General features: G+C 41.0%; 14 protein-coding genes, 16 tRNA genes and 1 pseudogene. 27 read left to right on the top strand and 4 right to left on the bottom strand.

Annotated features, from left to right (window positions below):
- The first annotated feature begins 61 nt into the window (after positions 1–61).
- The 16 genes from AC1VOR_RS17075 to AC1VOR_RS17000 all read left to right on the top strand — a co-directional run bounded on the left by AC1VOR_RS17075 (position 62) and on the right by AC1VOR_RS17000 (position 1,814).
- Positions 62–134, top strand: a tRNA-Asn gene (locus AC1VOR_RS17075).
- Positions 135–200: 66 nt separating this feature from the next.
- Positions 201–292 (top strand) — tRNA-Ser (locus AC1VOR_RS17070).
- Between the two features lie 9 nt (positions 293–301).
- Positions 302–376 (top strand) — tRNA-Glu (locus tag AC1VOR_RS17065).
- 68 nt (positions 377–444) lie between these two features.
- Positions 445–520: transfer RNA gene (locus AC1VOR_RS17060), tRNA-Val, on the top strand.
- 15 nt (positions 521–535) lie between these two features.
- Positions 536–609: transfer RNA gene (locus AC1VOR_RS17055), tRNA-Met, on the top strand.
- Between the two features lie 18 nt (positions 610–627).
- Positions 628–704, top strand: a tRNA-Asp gene (locus tag AC1VOR_RS17050).
- Positions 705–723: 19 nt separating this feature from the next.
- Positions 724–799 (top strand) — tRNA-Phe (locus AC1VOR_RS17045).
- Positions 800–821: 22 nt separating this feature from the next.
- Positions 822–897: transfer RNA gene (locus AC1VOR_RS17040), tRNA-Thr, on the top strand.
- A gap of 3 nt (positions 898–900) precedes the next feature.
- Positions 901–986, top strand: a tRNA-Tyr gene (locus tag AC1VOR_RS17035).
- Positions 987–999: 13 nt separating this feature from the next.
- A tRNA-Trp gene (locus AC1VOR_RS17030) sits at positions 1,000–1,073 on the top strand.
- Between the two features lie 32 nt (positions 1,074–1,105).
- Positions 1,106–1,181: transfer RNA gene (locus AC1VOR_RS17025), tRNA-His, on the top strand.
- 23 nt (positions 1,182–1,204) lie between these two features.
- A tRNA-Gln gene (locus AC1VOR_RS17020) sits at positions 1,205–1,276 on the top strand.
- 12 nt (positions 1,277–1,288) lie between these two features.
- Positions 1,289–1,363: transfer RNA gene (locus tag AC1VOR_RS17015), tRNA-Gly, on the top strand.
- A gap of 11 nt (positions 1,364–1,374) precedes the next feature.
- Positions 1,375–1,448: transfer RNA gene (locus AC1VOR_RS17010), tRNA-Cys, on the top strand.
- A gap of 10 nt (positions 1,449–1,458) precedes the next feature.
- Positions 1,459–1,544, top strand: a tRNA-Leu gene (locus AC1VOR_RS17005).
- A 187-nt stretch (positions 1,545–1,731) separates the two neighbouring features.
- Positions 1,732–1,814, top strand: a tRNA-Leu gene (locus tag AC1VOR_RS17000).
- A gap of 40 nt (positions 1,815–1,854) precedes the next feature.
- Here AC1VOR_RS17000 and AC1VOR_RS16995 read toward each other — a convergent pair.
- The gene (locus AC1VOR_RS16995; RefSeq protein ID WP_482619487.1) at positions 1,855–2,061 is read right to left on the bottom strand and encodes a tyrosine-type recombinase/integrase; all 207 of its coding nucleotides are present in this window, start codon (positions 2,059–2,061) and stop codon (positions 1,855–1,857) included.
- 80 nt (positions 2,062–2,141) lie between these two features.
- Positions 2,142–2,777 carry a helix-turn-helix domain-containing protein gene (locus AC1VOR_RS16990; protein WP_482619485.1) on the bottom strand — a complete coding sequence of 212 codons (636 nt, stop codon included), beginning with the start codon at positions 2,775–2,777 and terminating at the stop codon, positions 2,142–2,144.
- Between the two features lie 775 nt (positions 2,778–3,552).
- On the opposite strand from AC1VOR_RS16990, the gene AC1VOR_RS16985 reads away from it, so the two are divergent.
- The 10 genes and pseudogenes from AC1VOR_RS16985 (at position 3,553) to AC1VOR_RS16940 (ending at position 13,279) form a co-directional block, all read left to right on the top strand.
- Entirely contained in the window at positions 3,553–5,409 is a 1,857-nt protein-coding gene (locus AC1VOR_RS16985) for an AbfB domain-containing protein (RefSeq protein WP_482619498.1), read from the top strand.
- A 256-nt stretch (positions 5,410–5,665) separates the two neighbouring features.
- A pseudogene (locus tag AC1VOR_RS16980) lies at positions 5,666–6,246 on the top strand (transposase); the annotation flags it as partial.
- 327 nt (positions 6,247–6,573) lie between these two features.
- On the top strand, positions 6,574–6,966 hold the full coding sequence (locus tag AC1VOR_RS16975) for a hypothetical protein (protein ID WP_482619484.1): 393 nt from the start codon (positions 6,574–6,576) through the stop codon (positions 6,964–6,966).
- Positions 6,967–7,482: 516 nt separating this feature from the next.
- Positions 7,483–7,908 carry a MarR family winged helix-turn-helix transcriptional regulator gene (locus tag AC1VOR_RS16970; RefSeq protein WP_482619482.1) on the top strand — a complete coding sequence of 142 codons (426 nt, stop codon included), beginning with the start codon at positions 7,483–7,485 and terminating at the stop codon, positions 7,906–7,908.
- Positions 7,909–8,142: 234 nt separating this feature from the next.
- Positions 8,143–8,886: an SDR family oxidoreductase gene (locus AC1VOR_RS16965; RefSeq protein ID WP_482619480.1), complete on the top strand. Its 744-nt coding sequence runs from the start codon at positions 8,143–8,145 to the stop codon at positions 8,884–8,886.
- Positions 8,887–8,922: 36 nt separating this feature from the next.
- Entirely contained in the window at positions 8,923–9,567 is a 645-nt protein-coding gene (locus tag AC1VOR_RS16960) for an SDR family oxidoreductase (RefSeq protein ID WP_482619479.1), read from the top strand.
- A gap of 611 nt (positions 9,568–10,178) precedes the next feature.
- Entirely contained in the window at positions 10,179–10,454 is a 276-nt protein-coding gene (locus tag AC1VOR_RS16955; protein ID WP_482619477.1) for a nuclear transport factor 2 family protein, read from the top strand.
- Positions 10,455–10,644: 190 nt separating this feature from the next.
- A complete protein-coding gene (locus tag AC1VOR_RS16950) occupies positions 10,645–10,842 on the top strand; it encodes a MarR family transcriptional regulator (RefSeq protein WP_482619476.1) in 198 nt (65 codons plus the stop codon).
- Positions 10,843–11,163: 321 nt separating this feature from the next.
- Positions 11,164–12,186 (top strand): NADH:flavin oxidoreductase/NADH oxidase, encoded by a 1,023-nt coding sequence (locus tag AC1VOR_RS16945; protein WP_482619475.1) that lies wholly within the window; start codon positions 11,164–11,166, stop codon positions 12,184–12,186.
- A gap of 52 nt (positions 12,187–12,238) precedes the next feature.
- On the top strand, positions 12,239–13,279 hold the full coding sequence (locus AC1VOR_RS16940) for an NAD(P)-dependent alcohol dehydrogenase (RefSeq protein WP_482619473.1): 1,041 nt from the start codon (positions 12,239–12,241) through the stop codon (positions 13,277–13,279).
- 882 nt (positions 13,280–14,161) lie between these two features.
- On the opposite strand, the gene AC1VOR_RS16935 is transcribed toward AC1VOR_RS16940, so the two are convergent.
- Both AC1VOR_RS16935 and AC1VOR_RS16930 read right to left on the bottom strand, forming a co-directional pair.
- On the bottom strand, positions 14,162–15,538 hold the full coding sequence (locus AC1VOR_RS16935; protein WP_482619472.1) for a response regulator transcription factor: 1,377 nt from the start codon (positions 15,536–15,538) through the stop codon (positions 14,162–14,164).
- A complete protein-coding gene (locus tag AC1VOR_RS16930) occupies positions 15,516–17,252 on the bottom strand; it encodes a histidine kinase (protein WP_482619470.1) in 1,737 nt (578 codons plus the stop codon). Before AC1VOR_RS16930 ends, AC1VOR_RS16935 begins: the two co-directional genes overlap by 23 nt.
- A 157-nt stretch (positions 17,253–17,409) precedes the next feature.
- On the opposite strand from AC1VOR_RS16930, the gene AC1VOR_RS16925 reads away from it, so the two are divergent.
- On the top strand, positions 17,410–18,444 hold the full coding sequence (locus AC1VOR_RS16925; protein ID WP_482619468.1) for an ABC transporter permease: 1,035 nt from the start codon (positions 17,410–17,412) through the stop codon (positions 18,442–18,444).
- Positions 18,445–18,455 lie beyond the last annotated feature (11 nt).

Here is an 18,455-nt window from a genome sequence, read left to right as displayed (position 1 = left end):
CACGCAAATTCGTTTCGTATCCAGTTTTCAAGCGATTAAACGCTTGAAAACTTCATAATGATCCCTGATAGCTCAGTTGGTAGAGCACTCGACTGTTAATCGAGTTGTCACAGGTTCGAGTCCTGTTCGGGGAGTCAAGTTCCCAGGGAGTAGGTTATACTTCCGAGATATACTTCATTGCTTCCTGGGATCTTATATCTGGAGAGGTGTCCGAGTTGGCCGAAGGAGCACGATTGGAAATCGTGTAGGCGTCACAAGCGTCTCGAGGGTTCGAATCCCTCTCTCTCCGCCATAATATTTAGGCCCGTTGGTCAAGGGGTTAAGACACCTCCCTTTCACGGAGGTAACAGGGGTTCGAATCCCCTACGGGTCACCATTTTCTTAAAATCATAACTTGATTTAATGTGTTATGATCTGGTACAATAGAACTTGTCTTTTCCCATTGGAGGCTTAGCTCAGCTGGGAGAGCATCTGCCTTACAAGCAGAGGGTCGGGGGTTCGAGCCCCTCAGCCTCCACCATATGATTTTTACTGACGCGGGGTGGAGCAGCCCGGTAGCTCGTCGGGCTCATAACCCGAAGGCCGCAGGTTCAAATCCTGCCCCCGCAATTGCATTACCTTAAGTGTGGAGCCGTGGTGTAGAGGCCTAACATGCCTGCCTGTCACGCAGGAGACCGCGGGTTCGAATCCCGTCGGCTCCGCCATTTAACTTATTTTATGTAAGGCTCGGTAGCTCAGTCGGTAGAGCAGAGGACTGAAAATCCTCGTGTCGGCGGTTCGATTCCGTCCCGAGCCACCATTGTTTCACTGACAATTGAAGAGCCGGTGTAGCTCAACTGGTAGAGCAACTGACTTGTAATCAGTAGGTTGGGGGTTCAAGTCCTCTCGCCGGCACCACATGGAGGCTTAGCGAAGTGGCCAAACGCAGCAGACTGTAAATCTGTTCTCTGACGAGTTCGGTGGTTCGAATCCATCAGCCTCCACCAGTTTTACCTATCTAGGGGCATAGTTTAAAGGTAGAACAAAGGTCTCCAAAACCTTTGGTGTGGGTTCAATTCCTGCTGCCCCTGCCACTTTTTCTAGACAACTTAATACTTTCTTTATGGCGGTCGTGGCGAAGGGGTTAACGCACCGGATTGTGGCTCCGGCATTCGTGGGTTCAAGTCCCATCGATCGCCCCATTTTTATCTAAATAATTGAATATTGGGGATTAGCCAAGCGGTAAGGCAACGGACTTTGACTCCGTCACTCATAGGTTCGAATCCTATATCCCCAGTCTTTTTTATATGCGGACGTGGCTCAGCGGTAGAGCATCGCCTTGCCAAGGCGAGGGTCGCGGGTTCGATTCCCGTCGTCCGCTCCATTTTTTTATATGGCGCCATAGCCAAGTGGTAAGGCACAGCTCTGCAAAAGCTTTATCCCCAGTTCGAGTCTGGGTGGCGCCTCCATCTTAACTATGCGGGAGTGGCGGAATCGGCAGACGCACAGGACTTAAAATCCTGCGGTAGGTGACTATCGTACCAGTTCAAGTCTGGTCTTCCGCACTTTGAACAACCTTATAATATGCCGGCGTGGCGGAATGGCAGACGCGCTCGACTCAAAATCGTGAGCGTAGGTTAATGAGTTACCCGTGAAAGCCTTGATGTTATTGGGTTTTCTAAAATGAGATTTAGAAGTTCTCTCCTGTAGTTCTCTCCTTTTTCCAGAGGAGTGATGGGGACCTTATAACTTGCCGGTGTGGCGGAATGGCAGACGCGGCGGACTCAAAATCCGCTCCTTGCAAGAGGGTGGGGGTTCGAGTCCCTTCACCGGCACTAATTAAACGGATTTGTGAAGTTGCTTTTTTAGCAATTTTTACGAATCCGTTTTTATTTTTATAACTTTATTCATTGTTTCTGCTGAGCCAATCTTAGAACTGAATTCGAGATGGGCATAAATATTAGCTGTCGTTGAATAATCGCTGCGCCCTAACCATTCATGGACTTCCTTCATGGTTAAACCGTTAGCCAGAAGCAAGGTAGCACAGCTATGACGAAGGTCATGGAATCGAATGTGCCGCATTCCGTTTTTCCTCAAAACCAGTTTTACAGCATTTGTGTAGGAGATATAGGTTATAAGCTCGATACTTGGCTTTATGGCTTCTAGCCATTCAAGCATCTAATCGGCAAATAGGATCTGCTCAATCTCATCATTTTTTTCTTCATCTGGAACAGGGGGATGGCAATTTGTTTTTCGACTTCTTCCTCAACCTGTTCTGCTACCGCAAAGCTTTGCCTCGCATTAAACAGTAATGCTTCTGCTCTTTTCTTGTTGCCCTTCACCGTCAGTCCAGTTGAAATCCATTTGGGTTTATGCTTACCATTCTCATCCTTACAATTGAGTACAATATAAAAAAGACCTTTTTTTCTTGAAGGTGGCCTGCTATCAATTTGTATTCCCTCCTCAATTAGCAGCCCTAATATTCCTACCATTGACACTTCTAATTTTATCATAGTGCAATGATTAATTAAACGCATTAAAGCATTAAATTGGTTGGGCTGTTTTTGATCAATAAGGATCTGTAGATATAAGATAATTTGAATTTTAGGAGTTTTGTATGCACGCCCTATTTTGAAATGTTGAATGCGGTTAGCGTGAAGAAGCTTGTAAGCAGTTTTGGTACTAATACCACCTAGCATAGTACAAAGTTGTTTGATATTAACGATATCAGGGTATTCTTGAAACATTAGATTAAGCAGGTTAGATTGATTGAAATCAGTAAATGAGCCGTTTTCCATACAATCGATCTCCTCTCTTAATTATGTAGAAGGAAATCGGCGGTCCATTTTCATAATAGGTTATTCTTCTCATGTTTTTTATCTCCATTTGATGAGATTAAAATATGTTCCAAGCTGCCACGGGTCAAACGGCATAACCTTGGTCCCCCAAGGCTCCCCCTCATCCGAGCGAGTTGCCCCCAATACGGTGATGCTGGCCGGGCAGAAGTATCATAATCCCTTTAACTGGTCATGGCGATTCATCCCACAATAGAATGATTCTAGCCGGATCAAATTTATCTGGTAACTTTAATTAATCAAAATTAAACAGAAACAGAGAGAAATAAAATGTAAGCGCTACAAAATGGTTAATTTTGGGGATACGATGTTAATTTAGAGGCATTTCACGATGAAAGCGCTTTTGATAACATTAGGCTACGATAATAGTTGTACATACATTCGGGAGAAGGAGCTCTTTTGTTGAAGGTGAATTGTTCTTATGAACCTTCATTAAGATCTATTTGCATTTGTTGCTCCGGAGACGGTAACTGTGGCGTCTTTTACACTGTAATTGGGAGTTCCAATCTGTGATTCTTATGTATCCGGCTGATCGGGAAATACTCATTGGTTCAACCGTCTTCCAAAGACAGGTTCATCAGTGCATAAAAAGGGGGTGATGGATGGAGAAGATTAAATTTTACGAATATGGTCTTCTGCTAGAAGAAAATGCCGGGAGTTAGGCTTTTAAGAAGGGAAGTCCTTTCTAAAAAAAATCAAGGGAGATGAGATTGTGAGTATGTCTTTTACCAAGAGCAGAAGCATTTCAAAGTTTCTTTCTGTTTTAACTGCATTTTTAATGGTATTGGTTACTTTGTCTGTATCTTTTCCGAGTGAGACTCATGCAGCTACTACGCTAAAGACCTATACAACACCTTCAGAAGTTAAACTGGATACAACTTTTACTGTAAAGGTACGTGTTCCTGGCGGGACATGGATTGATTTGGATGAACATCAAACCAGGATCGGGGGGCCGAGCAGAGCCTCATTTGCCTCCTTCGTAACTTTTGATACCGATGGGCCGGTTGAGATGTCGGTAACATACAATGCCGGGGCGATGTCGACTGCTAAAATTCGTCCTTCGGCCAAAAATATTACGCCTAGCATAAGCGGGAATACAGCGACGTTTACCATTTCCGGTCCTATGAAGCTTGTTTTGGATGTTAATGATAATGTAGACAACGATTTAATGATTTTTGCCAATCCTTTGGAAACGAATGTTCCGAGTGCGTCTAATCCAAATGTCATGTACTATGGTCCTGGATTTCATGCCGGCAACATTACAGTACCAAGCGGCAAGACCGTGTATCTTGCTGGCGGAGCTGTCGTCAAGGGCGGAATCATAGCAGATGATGTTAGTAATATTACAATTAGAGGCCGCGGAATTTTATTACAACCTGATGGCAAGGGTATATCTATCGACCGCTCAAGCGGAGTTACTGTTGAGGGCATCATTATTAATGGCAGCGGGAATTATAATAATGGCGGTTATGGTATTGAACTAGCGAATGCAAATAATGTGTCCATTGATAACATTAAGATCATGAGCTATAAGAAGTGGACTGACGGTATTGATGTAATGTCATCAAACGATGTTAGCATTAATGATGTGTACGTACGCAGCGGCGATGATGCTATTGCCATCTATGGTTCGCGTGATATATGGGCTCAAGGCAGTACTAGCAATCTCACTATTACCAACTCAATTCTTATGAATGGCATAGCTCATCCGATAAATATAGGTACTCATGGTAATCCAAATGTTCCTGATCGAATTGATAAACTGACCTTTTCAAATATTGACATTCTGACACACAATCCCTTAGCAGCACCAGGTTTCATATCTGTGACTGCTAGCGATGAAAATCTGCTGACCAATGTATTGTTTACGGATATACGTTGGGAAGATGCGCTAGTGCATAAGTTCATCGATATCATTACTTATAAGAATCCTGGCTTTAGTGTGTCTCCTGGGCGAGGGATTAATGGCATAACGATCAAAAACTTCTCGTACAATGGTTCTCTTACTGGAACAAACCAAATTTTTGGCAATAGTTCCACGCGTTTAACTCAAAATGTTTACTTCGAGAATTTGAAAGTCAATGGAAATGTAATTACAAGTGCAAGCGCGGGTAACTTTGCTATTGGTAACCACACCAGCAACATTAATTTCGTACCTACCGGAGGGGCATATAATAGAATTCAGTCTTATAATTTCCAGACCAGGTATGTGAGACATCAAAACAATGTAGGACGAACTGACACAAATGTGTCTCCAGCTGCTGATTCTCAATGGAAAGTTGTACCTGGTCTTGCCGATCCGACCGCAATTTCTTTAGAATCTATTAATTTCCCAGGCTACTATTTGAGACATTCTAACTTCAATATAGTACTAAATCAAAATGACGGAACAAGTACATTTGCACAGGATGCAACTTTCAAGAAAGTGGCCGGTTTGGCAGACAGTACATGGTCATCATTCCAATCGTATAATTATCCTGACAGGTATCTCAGACATTCCAATCATGTGCTATACATCCAGCCTGTTTCAACAAATAGCGATAACGCGGATGCAACCTTTAAGTTAGTCAATTAATAATACAAACGATGGTTTTTAAGGATGAGAGTAACTTGGCCAAGTTACTTTCATCCTTTCTTCTTTCCAATAAGTCTTATAGGAACAAATGTTAAATAAGAAAAGGATGAACTGCCGCTTCGAATTCCGGTGATTAAATGGTGTAAAGTAGTGTGTGCACAAAGATATGGGGGCTAGTCAGATCACAAAAAAGCAGGTATTGTTGGGATTACGACACCACCAAGTAGGGCCTCTACACTATGACTAATACCCCAAGATGGGGCTATTAGAAAATACTGTAACCAACCTGCTGCAAGAGAAGCTGGATCTCTTGCTGCGCGAGGACATTATGGACTACTTGAGCGTGGAGCGGCCGGATCAACGCAATAGTCGCAACGGCCATTATAAGCGCACGTTTCAACCCCAGTTATTCAACCCTACCAGCGTCGGGAGGGCCTGGCTGGAAAAGGCTATCATCCACATGTACAAAGGCGGTATGAGTACACGTGAGGTCGCTAAGTTTATTCAGAGCATGTTTGGAACCCCGTATTCGCTCTCTACCATCAGCAACATTACACAGACAGTGATGGAAGACATCGAGCAATGGCAGAGTTGTTGGAGAAGTGCTGCTCCGTCCTCTATCTGGACGGCCTCTACGTCAAATTGAAGCGGAGCACGGTAAGCAGTAAAGCCTTCATCTCGCCATGGGGATTGATGAGAAAGGCTACCGCCAAATCCTTGGTTTCTATGGGGTCGGCCACGAGAGATTCAACGCTTGGTGAGAGGTGCTCAATGATTTGAAAAAGCACGGCGCTATGGACTTGTTGCTGGGTGTTCGGTGGTTTGCCAGGTCTGGAAAATAGGAAGTTTCATGGAGAAAACACAAAAATCCATATTTCATAACGGAACTATGACGTTTCTTTAACAGTTTAAAACTTTCAAATACCCGTATTGTAAAAAAACATCCTCTATGCACATATACATAAATTTGAACAAGTAGCGAAGATGCCATGGTTCGCTTACGCACAATCGTTACATTGGAAACATGATTTGTGTTTACGGCATCGACTGGTTTAGTTAAATAGAAACAAAAAGTGGCATCAATAACTGACGTCACTTTCCTTACTGTAGGAGTTGTTATCATAAATCTTCTTCGTTACAATCATAATGAAAGGAGGACTAAGAATGGAAATGAAAAAACAGCTTGTTTTTCATACTGTTGTCGTCTCTCTAATTTTAAGCATAATTTATGGTGTTATTTTTAGTAGCGAAAATGGGTTTCTTGTATCAGATTCAGAACATAGTGATTCAGGATGGTTTACGGTATTTGTTGCATTTTTTCTATTGCTCTATCTTTTCCATATTGTTCTCAGTTTTATGGGATATGCAGCAGGATATCTAGCTAAATCAAATTTAATAAAAATGTTAACCTTTTTTATTCTCATGGGATTATTGATTATTGTTGGCGTTTGTCTTGTATTAAAAGAATGGCGCTTACTTACACTTTGCTTTTCTCTGGTTATTTTCTCAATGAGTTTTTGGACGCAAAGAAAGAGGGAACAGCACGTGATTGAGTAGCCAAACCGTATTCTACAAGCAAAAAAGCAACCAATAATTCCCTGATGACTTATTGGTTGCTGCGGCAGCTGTGATTAGTCTAATTCACTGTAAATATACTGTGCACAGGAATTTGCAAAATGCTCGAATAATTTCCTCTGCTGGATCTCCTGCTTTTCTGTAAATAGAATAGGCGGGGACTGTTGTCCACGCCCTCTATATTGATTTCAATCCGTTCTAAGCTCCGGTACATGTACATTTAACGATACCGCATCATCAATTTGACTAACCTAGCTAGCGCCCATCAAAGCTGAGGTCACTCTACCGCCACGAAGCACCCCGGAGAGGGCCAATTAGGACAAAGTTTTTGAAGAGGCGGAATGAGTTTAGGGACATATTCTCTGGGCTCTTTATAATCGTAAATGAAAGAAAATTCATTTATTTTATGATACGATATGGCTTTTGACCGTTTCAGGTAAGCTTGATATAATAATAAGAATAAGTTAAAACTCGAGCATAGGTAGGGTGGGACTGATATTGCACAATAACAATGATTCTTTAAATACATGGTTATCATTGTCTCATATGTATGCAAGGATAAATGAAAAATTAGAGCAGGCTCTTCAGCAGCAATATGATTTGTCTTTGAAGGAATTCTACGTTTTGTATTTTATATCTACATCAGAGGATAAAGAATTGCGGCTACAGCAACTTCAGGAAATGGTTGGTTTGAGCCAAAGCGCAACATCCAGACTTGTTGTGAGAATGGAAGCAAAGAACTGCGGAGCTTTACAAAGACATATATGTGAAGATGATCGTAGAGGGATCTACACAAGGATTACGGAATTAGGTGAAAATAAATTTCAACGAGCACTTAAAACATTTAATAAGGTTTTAAATTTAGAAATGAAAGATAATAAACTGGAAGAATTCAGAGATGTAATTCAAAAATTCACTTTGTAATCTCGAAGGCACTCACACAAAAGTAATTAGAGTGCCTTTTTTATTATTTTATTTTAGAAAGCGCATTTAGCCTAACTGATTTGAAAAATCATTATTTAGAATGGGGAGTATAAAAAAGCAGCATGTGACTTGACAGATTGATTTTTTTTCGATAAATTAAATGCATGCGCATGCTTTTAACGTGCGTTTGTTTTAATCTTACACACCTTCATATTTTGAGAGGAGTTTTGTAAAATGCAATACATCAAAGATAAAGTCATCATTTTGACAGGTGCATCAAGTGGAATTGGTGAAGCATCAGCATTGTATCTGGCGAAAAATGGAGCAACAGTTGTGCTTGCTGCCAGAAGCGAAGATAAGCTTCAAGCTCTGACCGATCGAATCAAGAATGAAGGTGGCAAAGCGTACTACAAAGCAACAGATGTGACTTCTAATAATGAAGTTCAAGCTTTAGTAAATTACACCATGGCTACGCTTGGGCGTGTGGATACATTGATTAATTGTGCAGGTTATATGCTATTCTCCTTATGGGATAATGCTCACGTTGAAGAGTGGGAAAAAATGATTGACTTGAACATCAAAGGGACATTGTATGGTATCGCTGCGGTCCTGCCACACATGAAAAAGCAAGGTAGAGGTCAAATTATTAATGTGGGTTCCATCGCTGGTCACGCAGTAGGCGAGGGACATGGCGTGTATAGTGCTACCAAATATGCCATGCGTGCGATAACTGAAAGCTTGCGTAAAGAAATGTCTGTCAAGCACAACATTCAAGCTGTACTAGTGTCCCCAGGGGTAATTGCAACGAATTGGCAAAGCACGGTTACGGATCAGGATGTTAAGACGGTACTGAAAGACCTTGACAATGTTGCTATTGATGTTAATTATGTAGCTGAAATCATTGGGTTTGTTGTGAACAAGCCAGCGGACGTCATGATTAACGATGTTATTGTGGCTCCTACAGCACAAGTGTGGTAATTAAGAAAATTCAAAGAAGCATAAGGGGTTGATAATATGAAAGTTCTGGTTGTTGGATCTAATGGACAAATTGGTAAGAAGCTTATTCAATTGTTGAAAGAAAGTCATGATCATACGGTACGTGCGATGGTTCGAAAAAAGGAGCAGGCAGCTGTTCTTAAACAACAAGGAATAGAGACGGTTCTTGCAGATTTGGAAGGAACGGTGGGGTCCATAGCAGAAGCTGCACGAGGCTGCGATGCCATCGTTTTCACGGCTGGTTCAGGCGGTAAAACAGGAGATGACAAAACGTTGCTTATTGACTTGGATGGTGCTGGGAAAACCATTGAGGCAGCTGAAAAGTCTGGCATCAACCGATTCATCATGGTCAGTGCAATCCAAGCAAACAATCGGGAGAATTGGCATGATAATATTCTTCCGTACTATGCTGCAAAGCATTATGCTGACCGCATCCTGGAAAATAGTAGTCTGACGTATACGATTATACGCCCAGGCATCTTGTTGAATGAACCTGGCACAGGAAAGGTATGTGCTGCCGAGAATATTATGTATGGCAGTATCCCGCGTGAAGATGTGGCTCGGTCCATTGTAGCGCTTCTAGATGAGAAGCATACCTATAATCGTGCGTTTGATCTAATTGCTGGTGAGGATGCCATTGTCGATGCAATACAAAAAATTTAATAAAGAGGCTACATCATGAATTCAAAGTATAATGAAATATTGTCACCTTTTAAATTGAAGAATGGAGTTACATTGAAAAATAAGGTCGTTATGGCATCCATGACGACCTAGTCAGGCAACGCTGATTTTACAATCTCCGATGAAGAAGTTGATTACTATCATAAACGTGTTCATGGAGTAGGCCTTGTTATCACAGGATGTACACGGAGCTTATGATGATACATTCATTGTAAGCTTACGGAAATTAGCTCATGCTGCCAAGCAAGGGGGCGCTCCTGCAGTCCTGCAAATTTTTTATGCCGGAGACAAAGCATTCCAGAGCTGATACTGAATCGTGAAGTGGTGAGTGCCAGCGCTCTCCGGAAAGGTTCACGAACCACACGTGCGCTTTTTGGCGTTCGGTGAGGCTACGAGACGAGCAATTGAAGTTGTGCGGGGTTATTGAGAAGCATGCAGACCTGACGTTTATTATGGGTTATAAATTTTCTCCTGAAGAACGGTCTTTCCCAAATGGACTAGAATGGAAGAAACATTCGTCTTAATTGATCGCTTGGTGGAGCAAAAGGTAGCTTATATTCAAGCAAGGTAATATTGAAGGTAAGGGCGATCTAATGAAATCTACATTCCATGAAGACGCCATAATGTGTGGCTATACAAATGATGATAACCTGAGTACGGGTTCTATTCAAAACTTGTACAATTTGATTGACACACTGGGACCATCAAAAGATCTTCAATTCCGAATTGATGTGCTTGATGTTGCGGTTACTGTTGCTGTAGTACGCATCATTTTGGAAGGACCTGGTGTAGAATATGCCGATTATTATACACTACTTAAAGTAGATGGACAGTGGAAAGTAATCTCAAAGGTTTTTCATCAATATTGAGAAACCTTTAACCATCAAAATAATGAATAAAGCTCGAATCTTGGCCGATGGAAGTACCTAATGATTCAAGCTTTTCAAATGTAGAATTAGGCTTTAAGGTGGTGGTTCAGTGGGAAAAGACAAACAACTATTGGACATTTGGTTGTCATTAAGTCAAATCTAATTTTGTGTCAATGACCAGTTGTAACGCGTGCTTCAACAGGATTTTAATTTATCGGTAAAGGAATTTTATGTGTTATATGTTCTTTCTCTGGCAGAAGACAAACAGTTGCGGTTGCAGCAGCTTGAAGAAAGGGTTGGCTTGAGTCAAAATGCTATTTCCAGATTAGTAGGAAGAATGGAAGCGAAAAGCTGCGGGGCACTTAAAAAATGGTTGCACACAAGATAGAAGAGGAATTTATACGCGAATTACTGTATCTGGGGAAGAATAGTTAAATATGGCATTGGAAGCATTCAATACAACAATTCGCTCCAGTTCTAACAAAGAACAGTTATATGCCAGGCTTAAAAATTTGATGAAAAATATATAAACATGAATATTATTGAAGTTACTGTTTAGAATATAATTGAAAACTATAACAATCAATAGAAATTTATAATCTGACGATTGCATTGTGAGTTGACAAAATTGATAAACATGTTATTATAAATGCGTGTGCATGCATTTTATTTGCATGCTAATCTATAAGAAAAGAGAGGAGTCTTTCTTGTGAAAGATTTATTTAGTTCCTATTCCATAAAAAAATTGGATTTGAAAAACCGTATTGTCATGGCACCTATGTGTCAATATTCTGTTGAAAAAAAGGATGGCATTGCCACTGACTGGCATTACATGCATTATGTTAGTCGTGCTGTGGGCGGTACTGGTTTTATCATGATTGAAATGACAGATGTAGAGCCTGATGGCCGTATTTCTGATTATGATCTTGGTTTATGGTCTGATGATCAAATTCCTGCGCTTAAACGAATTGTAGATGCTTGTCATAGCTACGGAGCTAAAGTTGGTATTCAGATTGCCCATGCTGGACGTAAAGCGGAGGATGCGCAAGTGCCGGTCGCACCATCTGCTATTGCTTTCGATGAGAATTCAAAACAGCCTCGTGCACTTGCTACTGAAGAAGTAAAAGGGCTGGTCGAAAAATTTCGTTCGGCTGTAGTTCGTGCGGTAAAAGCTGGTTTTGATACTATTGAGATACATGGTGCGCATGGTTATTTGATTCATCAGTTCCATTCGCCGCTTACGAACAAACGTGATGATGAATACGGCAAAGACCTAACCCTATTTGGTCGCCAGATCATTCAAGCCGCAAAAGCAGAAATGCCAGAAAGCATGCCACTATTGATGCGTATCTCCGCTAAAGAATATGTTGAGGGTGGTTATGGTATTCAGGAGAGCATTGCCTTTGCTAGGGATTATCAGGAAGCGGGCGTAGATATGTTCGATATTTCATCTGGCGGAGAAGGTCCGATTGCAGCTTGGGGTAGACCAGGTACTCATGCAGCCTATCAGGTTCCTTTGGCTAAAGCACTTAAAGATGAGCTTGATATCCCTGTCATTGCAGTTGGACGATTGGATGATCCTATTTTGGCAAATGCCGTAATTGGGAACGAAGAGGCTGATTTGGTTGCTATTGGTCGTGGACTTTTGAGAAATCCATACTGGGCTTTAGAAGCAGCTTCGAAACTGAAAAAAGAAACGGAAATTCCTAAGCAGTATACAACGGGTTTTTAAGTTTAAGTATTAGTGTGTTTTGCAATGTATAGAAAGTGAGGAAGATACCAAGATGACAACGACACGAGTTCTCAGTGTAGCGAGCGCAAAAGCTCCATTCGAAAAACTAAACATGCAACGTAGGGATTTAAGAAAGGATGATATCCTTATTGAGATTAAATATAGTGGTATCTGCCATTCAGATATTCACAGTGCTTATGATGAGTGGGGCGGAGGAATTTTTCCTATGGTTCCGGGTCATGAAATTGCAGGAATTGTAGAAGCTGTTGGAGCAGAAGTTACTAAGTTTAAAATTGGAGATCGGGTTGGAGTAGGTTGTTTTGTTGATTCATGTGGAGAGTGTGAGTACTGCCTGAAAGGTGAAGAACAGTATTGCACGAAAGGTGTAGTACAAACCTACAATTCCATGGGATATGACGGTAATCCGACTTACGGCGGCTATAGCCAGAAAATCGTGGTTACTGAAAGATTTGTGGTTCAAATTCCTGATAGCATGGAGCTAGATGCTGCGAGTCCTCTCCTCTGTGCGGGGATAACAACTTACTCGCCTTTGAAGCACTGGAATGCCGGTCCAGGTAAAAAAGTAGCTATCGTGGGCGTAGGCGGGCTTGGGCATCTTGCCATTCAGTATGCCCATGCGCTGGGTGCTGATGTAACCGTACTAAGTCGTTCTGAGGATAAGCGGGATGAAGCATTAAGCTTTGGAGCGGATCATTATTATGCTACTGGTAAACCAGATACGTTTAATGATTTAGCCAGCAGCTTTGATTTGATTCTGAATACCGTATCAGCTAATCTGAATGTTGATGCATATTTGTCCTTACTGCGTGTTGATGGAACTTTAGTTAATGTAGGAGCTCCAGCAGAGTCTGATCGATATAATGTATTTTCGCTATTATCTGGTCGTCGCAGTATAGCGGGTTCACTTGTAGGTGGAATTCGTGAGACACAAGAAATGCTTGATTTTTCTGCTCAACATGGCATTGCGCCAAAGATTGAAGTGATTAACGCAGATCAAGTTGAGGAAGCATACGATCGAGTTCTTCGTAGTGATGTGCGTTACCGCTTTGTCATTGATGCTTCAACGTTGTAGGTTTGTTTGTGGACTGCAGAATTACCTAAAACGTTTTGAATAAGTTAAATAAAACAAAAAGGCTGGTTTTTTTCCAGCCTTTTTGTTTATAAAAAATCTAATTGCTTGGAGTTGTTACTGAACAAATGGCACAATATTATACTTCTTTTGCTTGTGGCGGTTTTGGTAGTGTTCTATTCTGTGATAAAAATTTAGCACTTACAAAAGAAAAAATGTGAAAACACCAGTTAGTGAAAATGCTCCTGCCATTCATTCAAACCCTCTTCCATTCGATAAGCGTTGAACCCCTTGGGCTGCAGCTTTTGAACGGCCAATCCTGAATATGGCAGTGAGCATCATGGTGTTTCAAAGCTACTGGGCGAATTGGGATTTAGCTAACATGGCTGGTACAGTTGCGATTGGTATTTTCTGAAAGTGAAATGACCTGAAATCAGGGCGATGATCTATATGACTGGGCGAACATCAGTTTCTTACGCGCGGCGGAAAACGTGGCTAAATACAATAACGGGAATAACGATGTACCATTTTCTACTTATGAATGGGGTAGAGGTACGATGGAGCGGTGCGGTCACAAGCCGTTATCTCGGATGGCAACCGTAATGAGACGCGCCCAGTGTGGAAAATGATCTACAACCATTATGCTAATCATTAACGCAGATGCTACATTCGAGGAGATATCTCCTTAACCGGCGATATCATATTAAAATTAACCGGAATGGAGATTTGGAGTTTTCTCCGGTATGAGCTGCCCTTTCCGTTTCCCAAAAGGAAAAGAAAGGGCAGAGTATTTCAGTTATGGATTTACAGTTTCGACTTGAGGCTGGCCGAAGCGAGACATTGATCATCCAGCACGGAGGTTTGAGATAAGGGCAGGCATTATAACTATAATTTTTCTTTAATGTTTATTCTACGAAACTGATAAGGAGTAACTCCATGATGCTCTTTGAAAAGCTTAATAAAGTGTTGTGCCTTTTTATAACCGACCATCTTAGAAATATCCATAATGTTAAGAGATGACTCTTCCAACAATTGCGCCGCTTTCTTCATCCGTTGGGTCAACAGAAAACTGGATAATTTCTCACCTGTTTCTTGTTTGTAGTATTTGGACAAATATACTGGATGCAAGTGCACAAGGTTTCCTATTTCATCCAAGTTAAGTGGTTTATCTAAATGGTCAAGGATATGGGCTTGGACTACAGATACTATGCCGCGCACCGGCGGTTGATCCATATTTTCTAGTAGGGAGATGTAGTCTATTATTTCTGTAAAGAGCGATTCAGGCTCTTCCAATGAGAACAGCCAGTCTGATAACTGATGATGTTTGGGAGCTGGAATCAGCGTATAAAGCCGACTTATAAATTCAATTAGAAAGAGGATTTGCCGACATTTTGACTGACAGGCGAAAAAAAATTTTTTTATATTACTCTTTTGCTCATGCCACTGGCTCAATTGAAATGTCCAATCCTTTAATAGATTAAGTAAGAAGACGGAGTCGGCCAATCTCACGTTCTCTCCATAATAAAACTTCATGAATTCGCAACTGGTCTTATTTTTTTCATCGAGCCAGAACCTGTTGGAATATAGAATTTCACCAGTTTGTCTGATTAGCTCTGATTGATATGATGCTGGGAGCATGGCTGTTATTTGTGCAGGGGAACGATTAGAAATTCTCACTAACCCGTTTGGCTTTTCCTTGAAAACATCCCGAAACCAAATTATTGTTTGTTCGGATGGGTTGACGGATTTTATAAAAATAAATGAATCAGAGAACATTGCAGATGAAACAAAGGAAAGCTGTTTATTGAGCTGCGTATCATTTGTAAGAACCGCAAGCAGTAAACCAATTCCTTCTAATTCTTGCAATGGCGTATCAGTCACTGTTCGGTTCTTCTTAATGTCATGCACGGACCGAAGAATAGTTTTTTCGAGTTCGTCTTTATCAACTGGCTTTAACAGATAATCTGTCGCTCCATAACGGATGGCATTTTGAGTATATTCAAAGTCGGAATAGCCGGTCAAAAAAATGACCTTGCAGTTTAATTGCTGCTCGTGAATCCATTTCAGGAGGTCAACTCCTGAAATTTCGGGCATACGAATATCAGTTAAAAGAATATCAATAGTCCCGCCTTCGAGAATGGTCTTGGCTTCTATTGGATTTGTAGTGTTCTGCACTTTATTAATCCCTAATTTTCTCCAATCCAAAAGATGTTTGATATACTCTACAATGTACTGTCCATCATCCACGATTAGCAGTTGCAAAAATATCATCCTCGCTTTCTAAAAGGGATATGTGAGCGGCTACGGTCATTCCTCCCCATTCGTTTTGAGAAAAGCTTAATCCACTTGCTTTTCCGTACTCATTCTTGAGCCTCTGATTCACATTCCATAGCCCGATTCCACTTGTTTTTGTTTCTGTATAAGCCTGTTCAGATGTGATTTTATTCAAAAGGTCCTGCATTTCTTTGGGATGCATTCCTTCCCCGTCATCGCTGATCAAAATCTGTAATTCCTTGGGATGTTGATGTACTTCAATATTTACTCGATGAGCTCCTTGCTTGCCCTCAATTCCATGCTGAATTGCGTTTTCAACTATTGGTTGAATAATGAGTGGTATGATGGGCAACGTTTCAATTTGTTTAGGACAGCGAATATCAAAAATAAGTTTTTTGCACAATGACATGATGGTCAAATAATGCTCTGCAAGCTTAAGCTCAGACCTAAAAGTGACTTCCCGTGAGTCCAGCCTGGTATTATAACGATAATATTCTGCCAAGTGCTTGCTCATCTGTTCGACGGAATCTGGGGAAGTACGGGCCATCGACACGATGAAAAACAAGCTGTTATATAAAAAATGAGGATTGATCTGAGCCTGGAGATGCTTAAACTCTGCAGTTTTTCGAAGCTCGGTCTCAAGCTTGAGTGATGCGAATAAACTCTGAATTTGTGTAACCATGTAATTGAAATTGCGGAACAGGCGATTGAATTCAATATTGACGTCTTCCTTGATTCGAATGAAATAATTTCCTTCTTCAACTTGAGAAAATTTTCTCGCCAGTAAATTAACGCTACGATAAAAATTACGATAAAACATGAAGATAACGATTACGCCTATTAGTAATATGACGCCAATTCCGATGAAGAATACATGCCGCGTTCGATTAAGTGGAGCGAGAAAGTCACTGACCCGTGTATAAGTCACTAAATAGGTATCTATTTTTGGAGAGTATTTGGACAAGATATAAAAGTCGCCGTTATGACTATGATATTCAAATTTCATGATCGCTTGATTATTTGGAGCGACGGTTTGTTTCACTTCCTCTACAATAGAGTCTTCAACCGGTTTATCACTGGTCAATAAGGTGTCACCAATCAGAAAAAAAGCGTTGGAACTATCGCTGTTGACTGCCTTATTTAATAATTCAGCCAGCCCTTGGGTCTTGAGCTTAACTCCAACCACATATTGAATATCGGATGCTTTGGAAGACGGCTTCAAAATGGATGAAACCGATTGATAGTAAAGCCCTTCTTCGGTATTTTTCCACCCTTGTGTGGTTGCCTCTCTAAGTAGTTCTTCTGTTGCGTCATCTTGCCTAGTGGAAATAAAATCGCCGTCGGTCTTCCAATAGACACTAAGTGAGTCGATGTATTGGCTGAATAGCAGCGTCTCCATCATACGATCATGAATATCATTTTTTATCATCTGGAGGTCGTAATTATCCAATAAGCTTTTATTGTAATAATACAAACGGACGCGGCTATCGACTGTATATTGTATACCCGATTGGCTGGTTTCGGAAATAATGTTATCCAAAATACTGTTGGCGTATTCCAACTGATTCATGGAAGAGTGGATCAGATTTTTTTCCAGTGTGCGGGAGCTTATTGTGTTAAGCAAATAGAACAGACTGAGTGTAAGTGACAAGAAGAAAATAAAGGAATATATAAATCGCTTCATTGTCATCCATTTGGCCATGGGTTTACTCTGCTCCTGTCAGTAAAGTTAGGGTTTATAACTTAGTACATCATAAATCATAATTCTTTAAAATTGAAGGCGGCACCTTTCAAAAAATGAAAGCGCTACAAAAGTGGCTAATGGAGGGGTTATGATCTTAATTTAGCGGCATTTTAAAATGAAAGCGCTTTTGATACGATTACACCATACAAGGAGTTGTACTCACATCATACAATATTTGTGCTTGCAACCGGGAAGTGGAGGGATCAACATCGCTACTTTAAACTTAGACAACGAGAAAGTGGAGAAAAACGGATGGAAGAGGAAAGCTAAAAATAAGTTACCCCTGTATTTATTTTGTCTTCCAGCTTTTGTTTTTGTAACTATATTTTCCTATTCCCCGATGGCCGGGGTAGTAATTGCTTTTCAAGATTATAAGCCTTGGCTCGGTATGAGCAAATCCCCTTGGATTGGATTTGATAATTTTGTGCAGATATTTCAGTACCAAGAATCCAAACAAGCAATCATCAATACACTTATTATTGCTGTTCTTAAGATAGTTGTGGGTATCGTCGTTCCTATCTTCATGGCGATCCTTTTAAGTGAGGTTCGGAATACAGGCCTCAAGAGAGGGATCCAGACTTTGGTTTATCTGCCCCATTTTCTATCATGGGTTACGGTTGCGGGAATGATGATTGATATCCTTGGTTTGGATGGAGGCATAAACACGTTACTGAACCGTGCATTCGGAGTAGAGCCCATTTACTTTTTGGGCGATCCAACTTACTTCAGATACACAGTCGTGATTAGTGACCTTTGGAAGAACTTTGGGTTTAGTATGATCGTCTATCTAGCGACCATCGTGGGGATTGATCCTTCCTATTATGAAGCTGCGGAGATTGACGGAGCTACTCGTTTTAAACAGACTCTTCATGTCACACTGCCAAGCATGATGCCCATCATTATAGTTGTTGCTACGCTTGCTTTGGGCGGCATTCTTGACGCTGGTTTTGATCAGATCTTTAACTTATATAATCCGCTTGTCTATAGTACGGGTGATATTATTGATACCTATGTGTACCGTTCCTCTCTGCTAAACGGCCAATATGGATTCGGAACAGCGGTTGGATTGTTCAAATCGGTGATCAGCTTGATTCTAATCGTCATTTCATACCGGATTGCATATAAACTGGCTAATTACAAAATCTTCTAGGAGGAATTGCA

The sequence above is a fragment of the Paenibacillus sp. 1SOY10 genome, from assembly GCF_056836745.1.
This window is presented reverse-complemented; position numbering and strand designations above follow the sequence as displayed.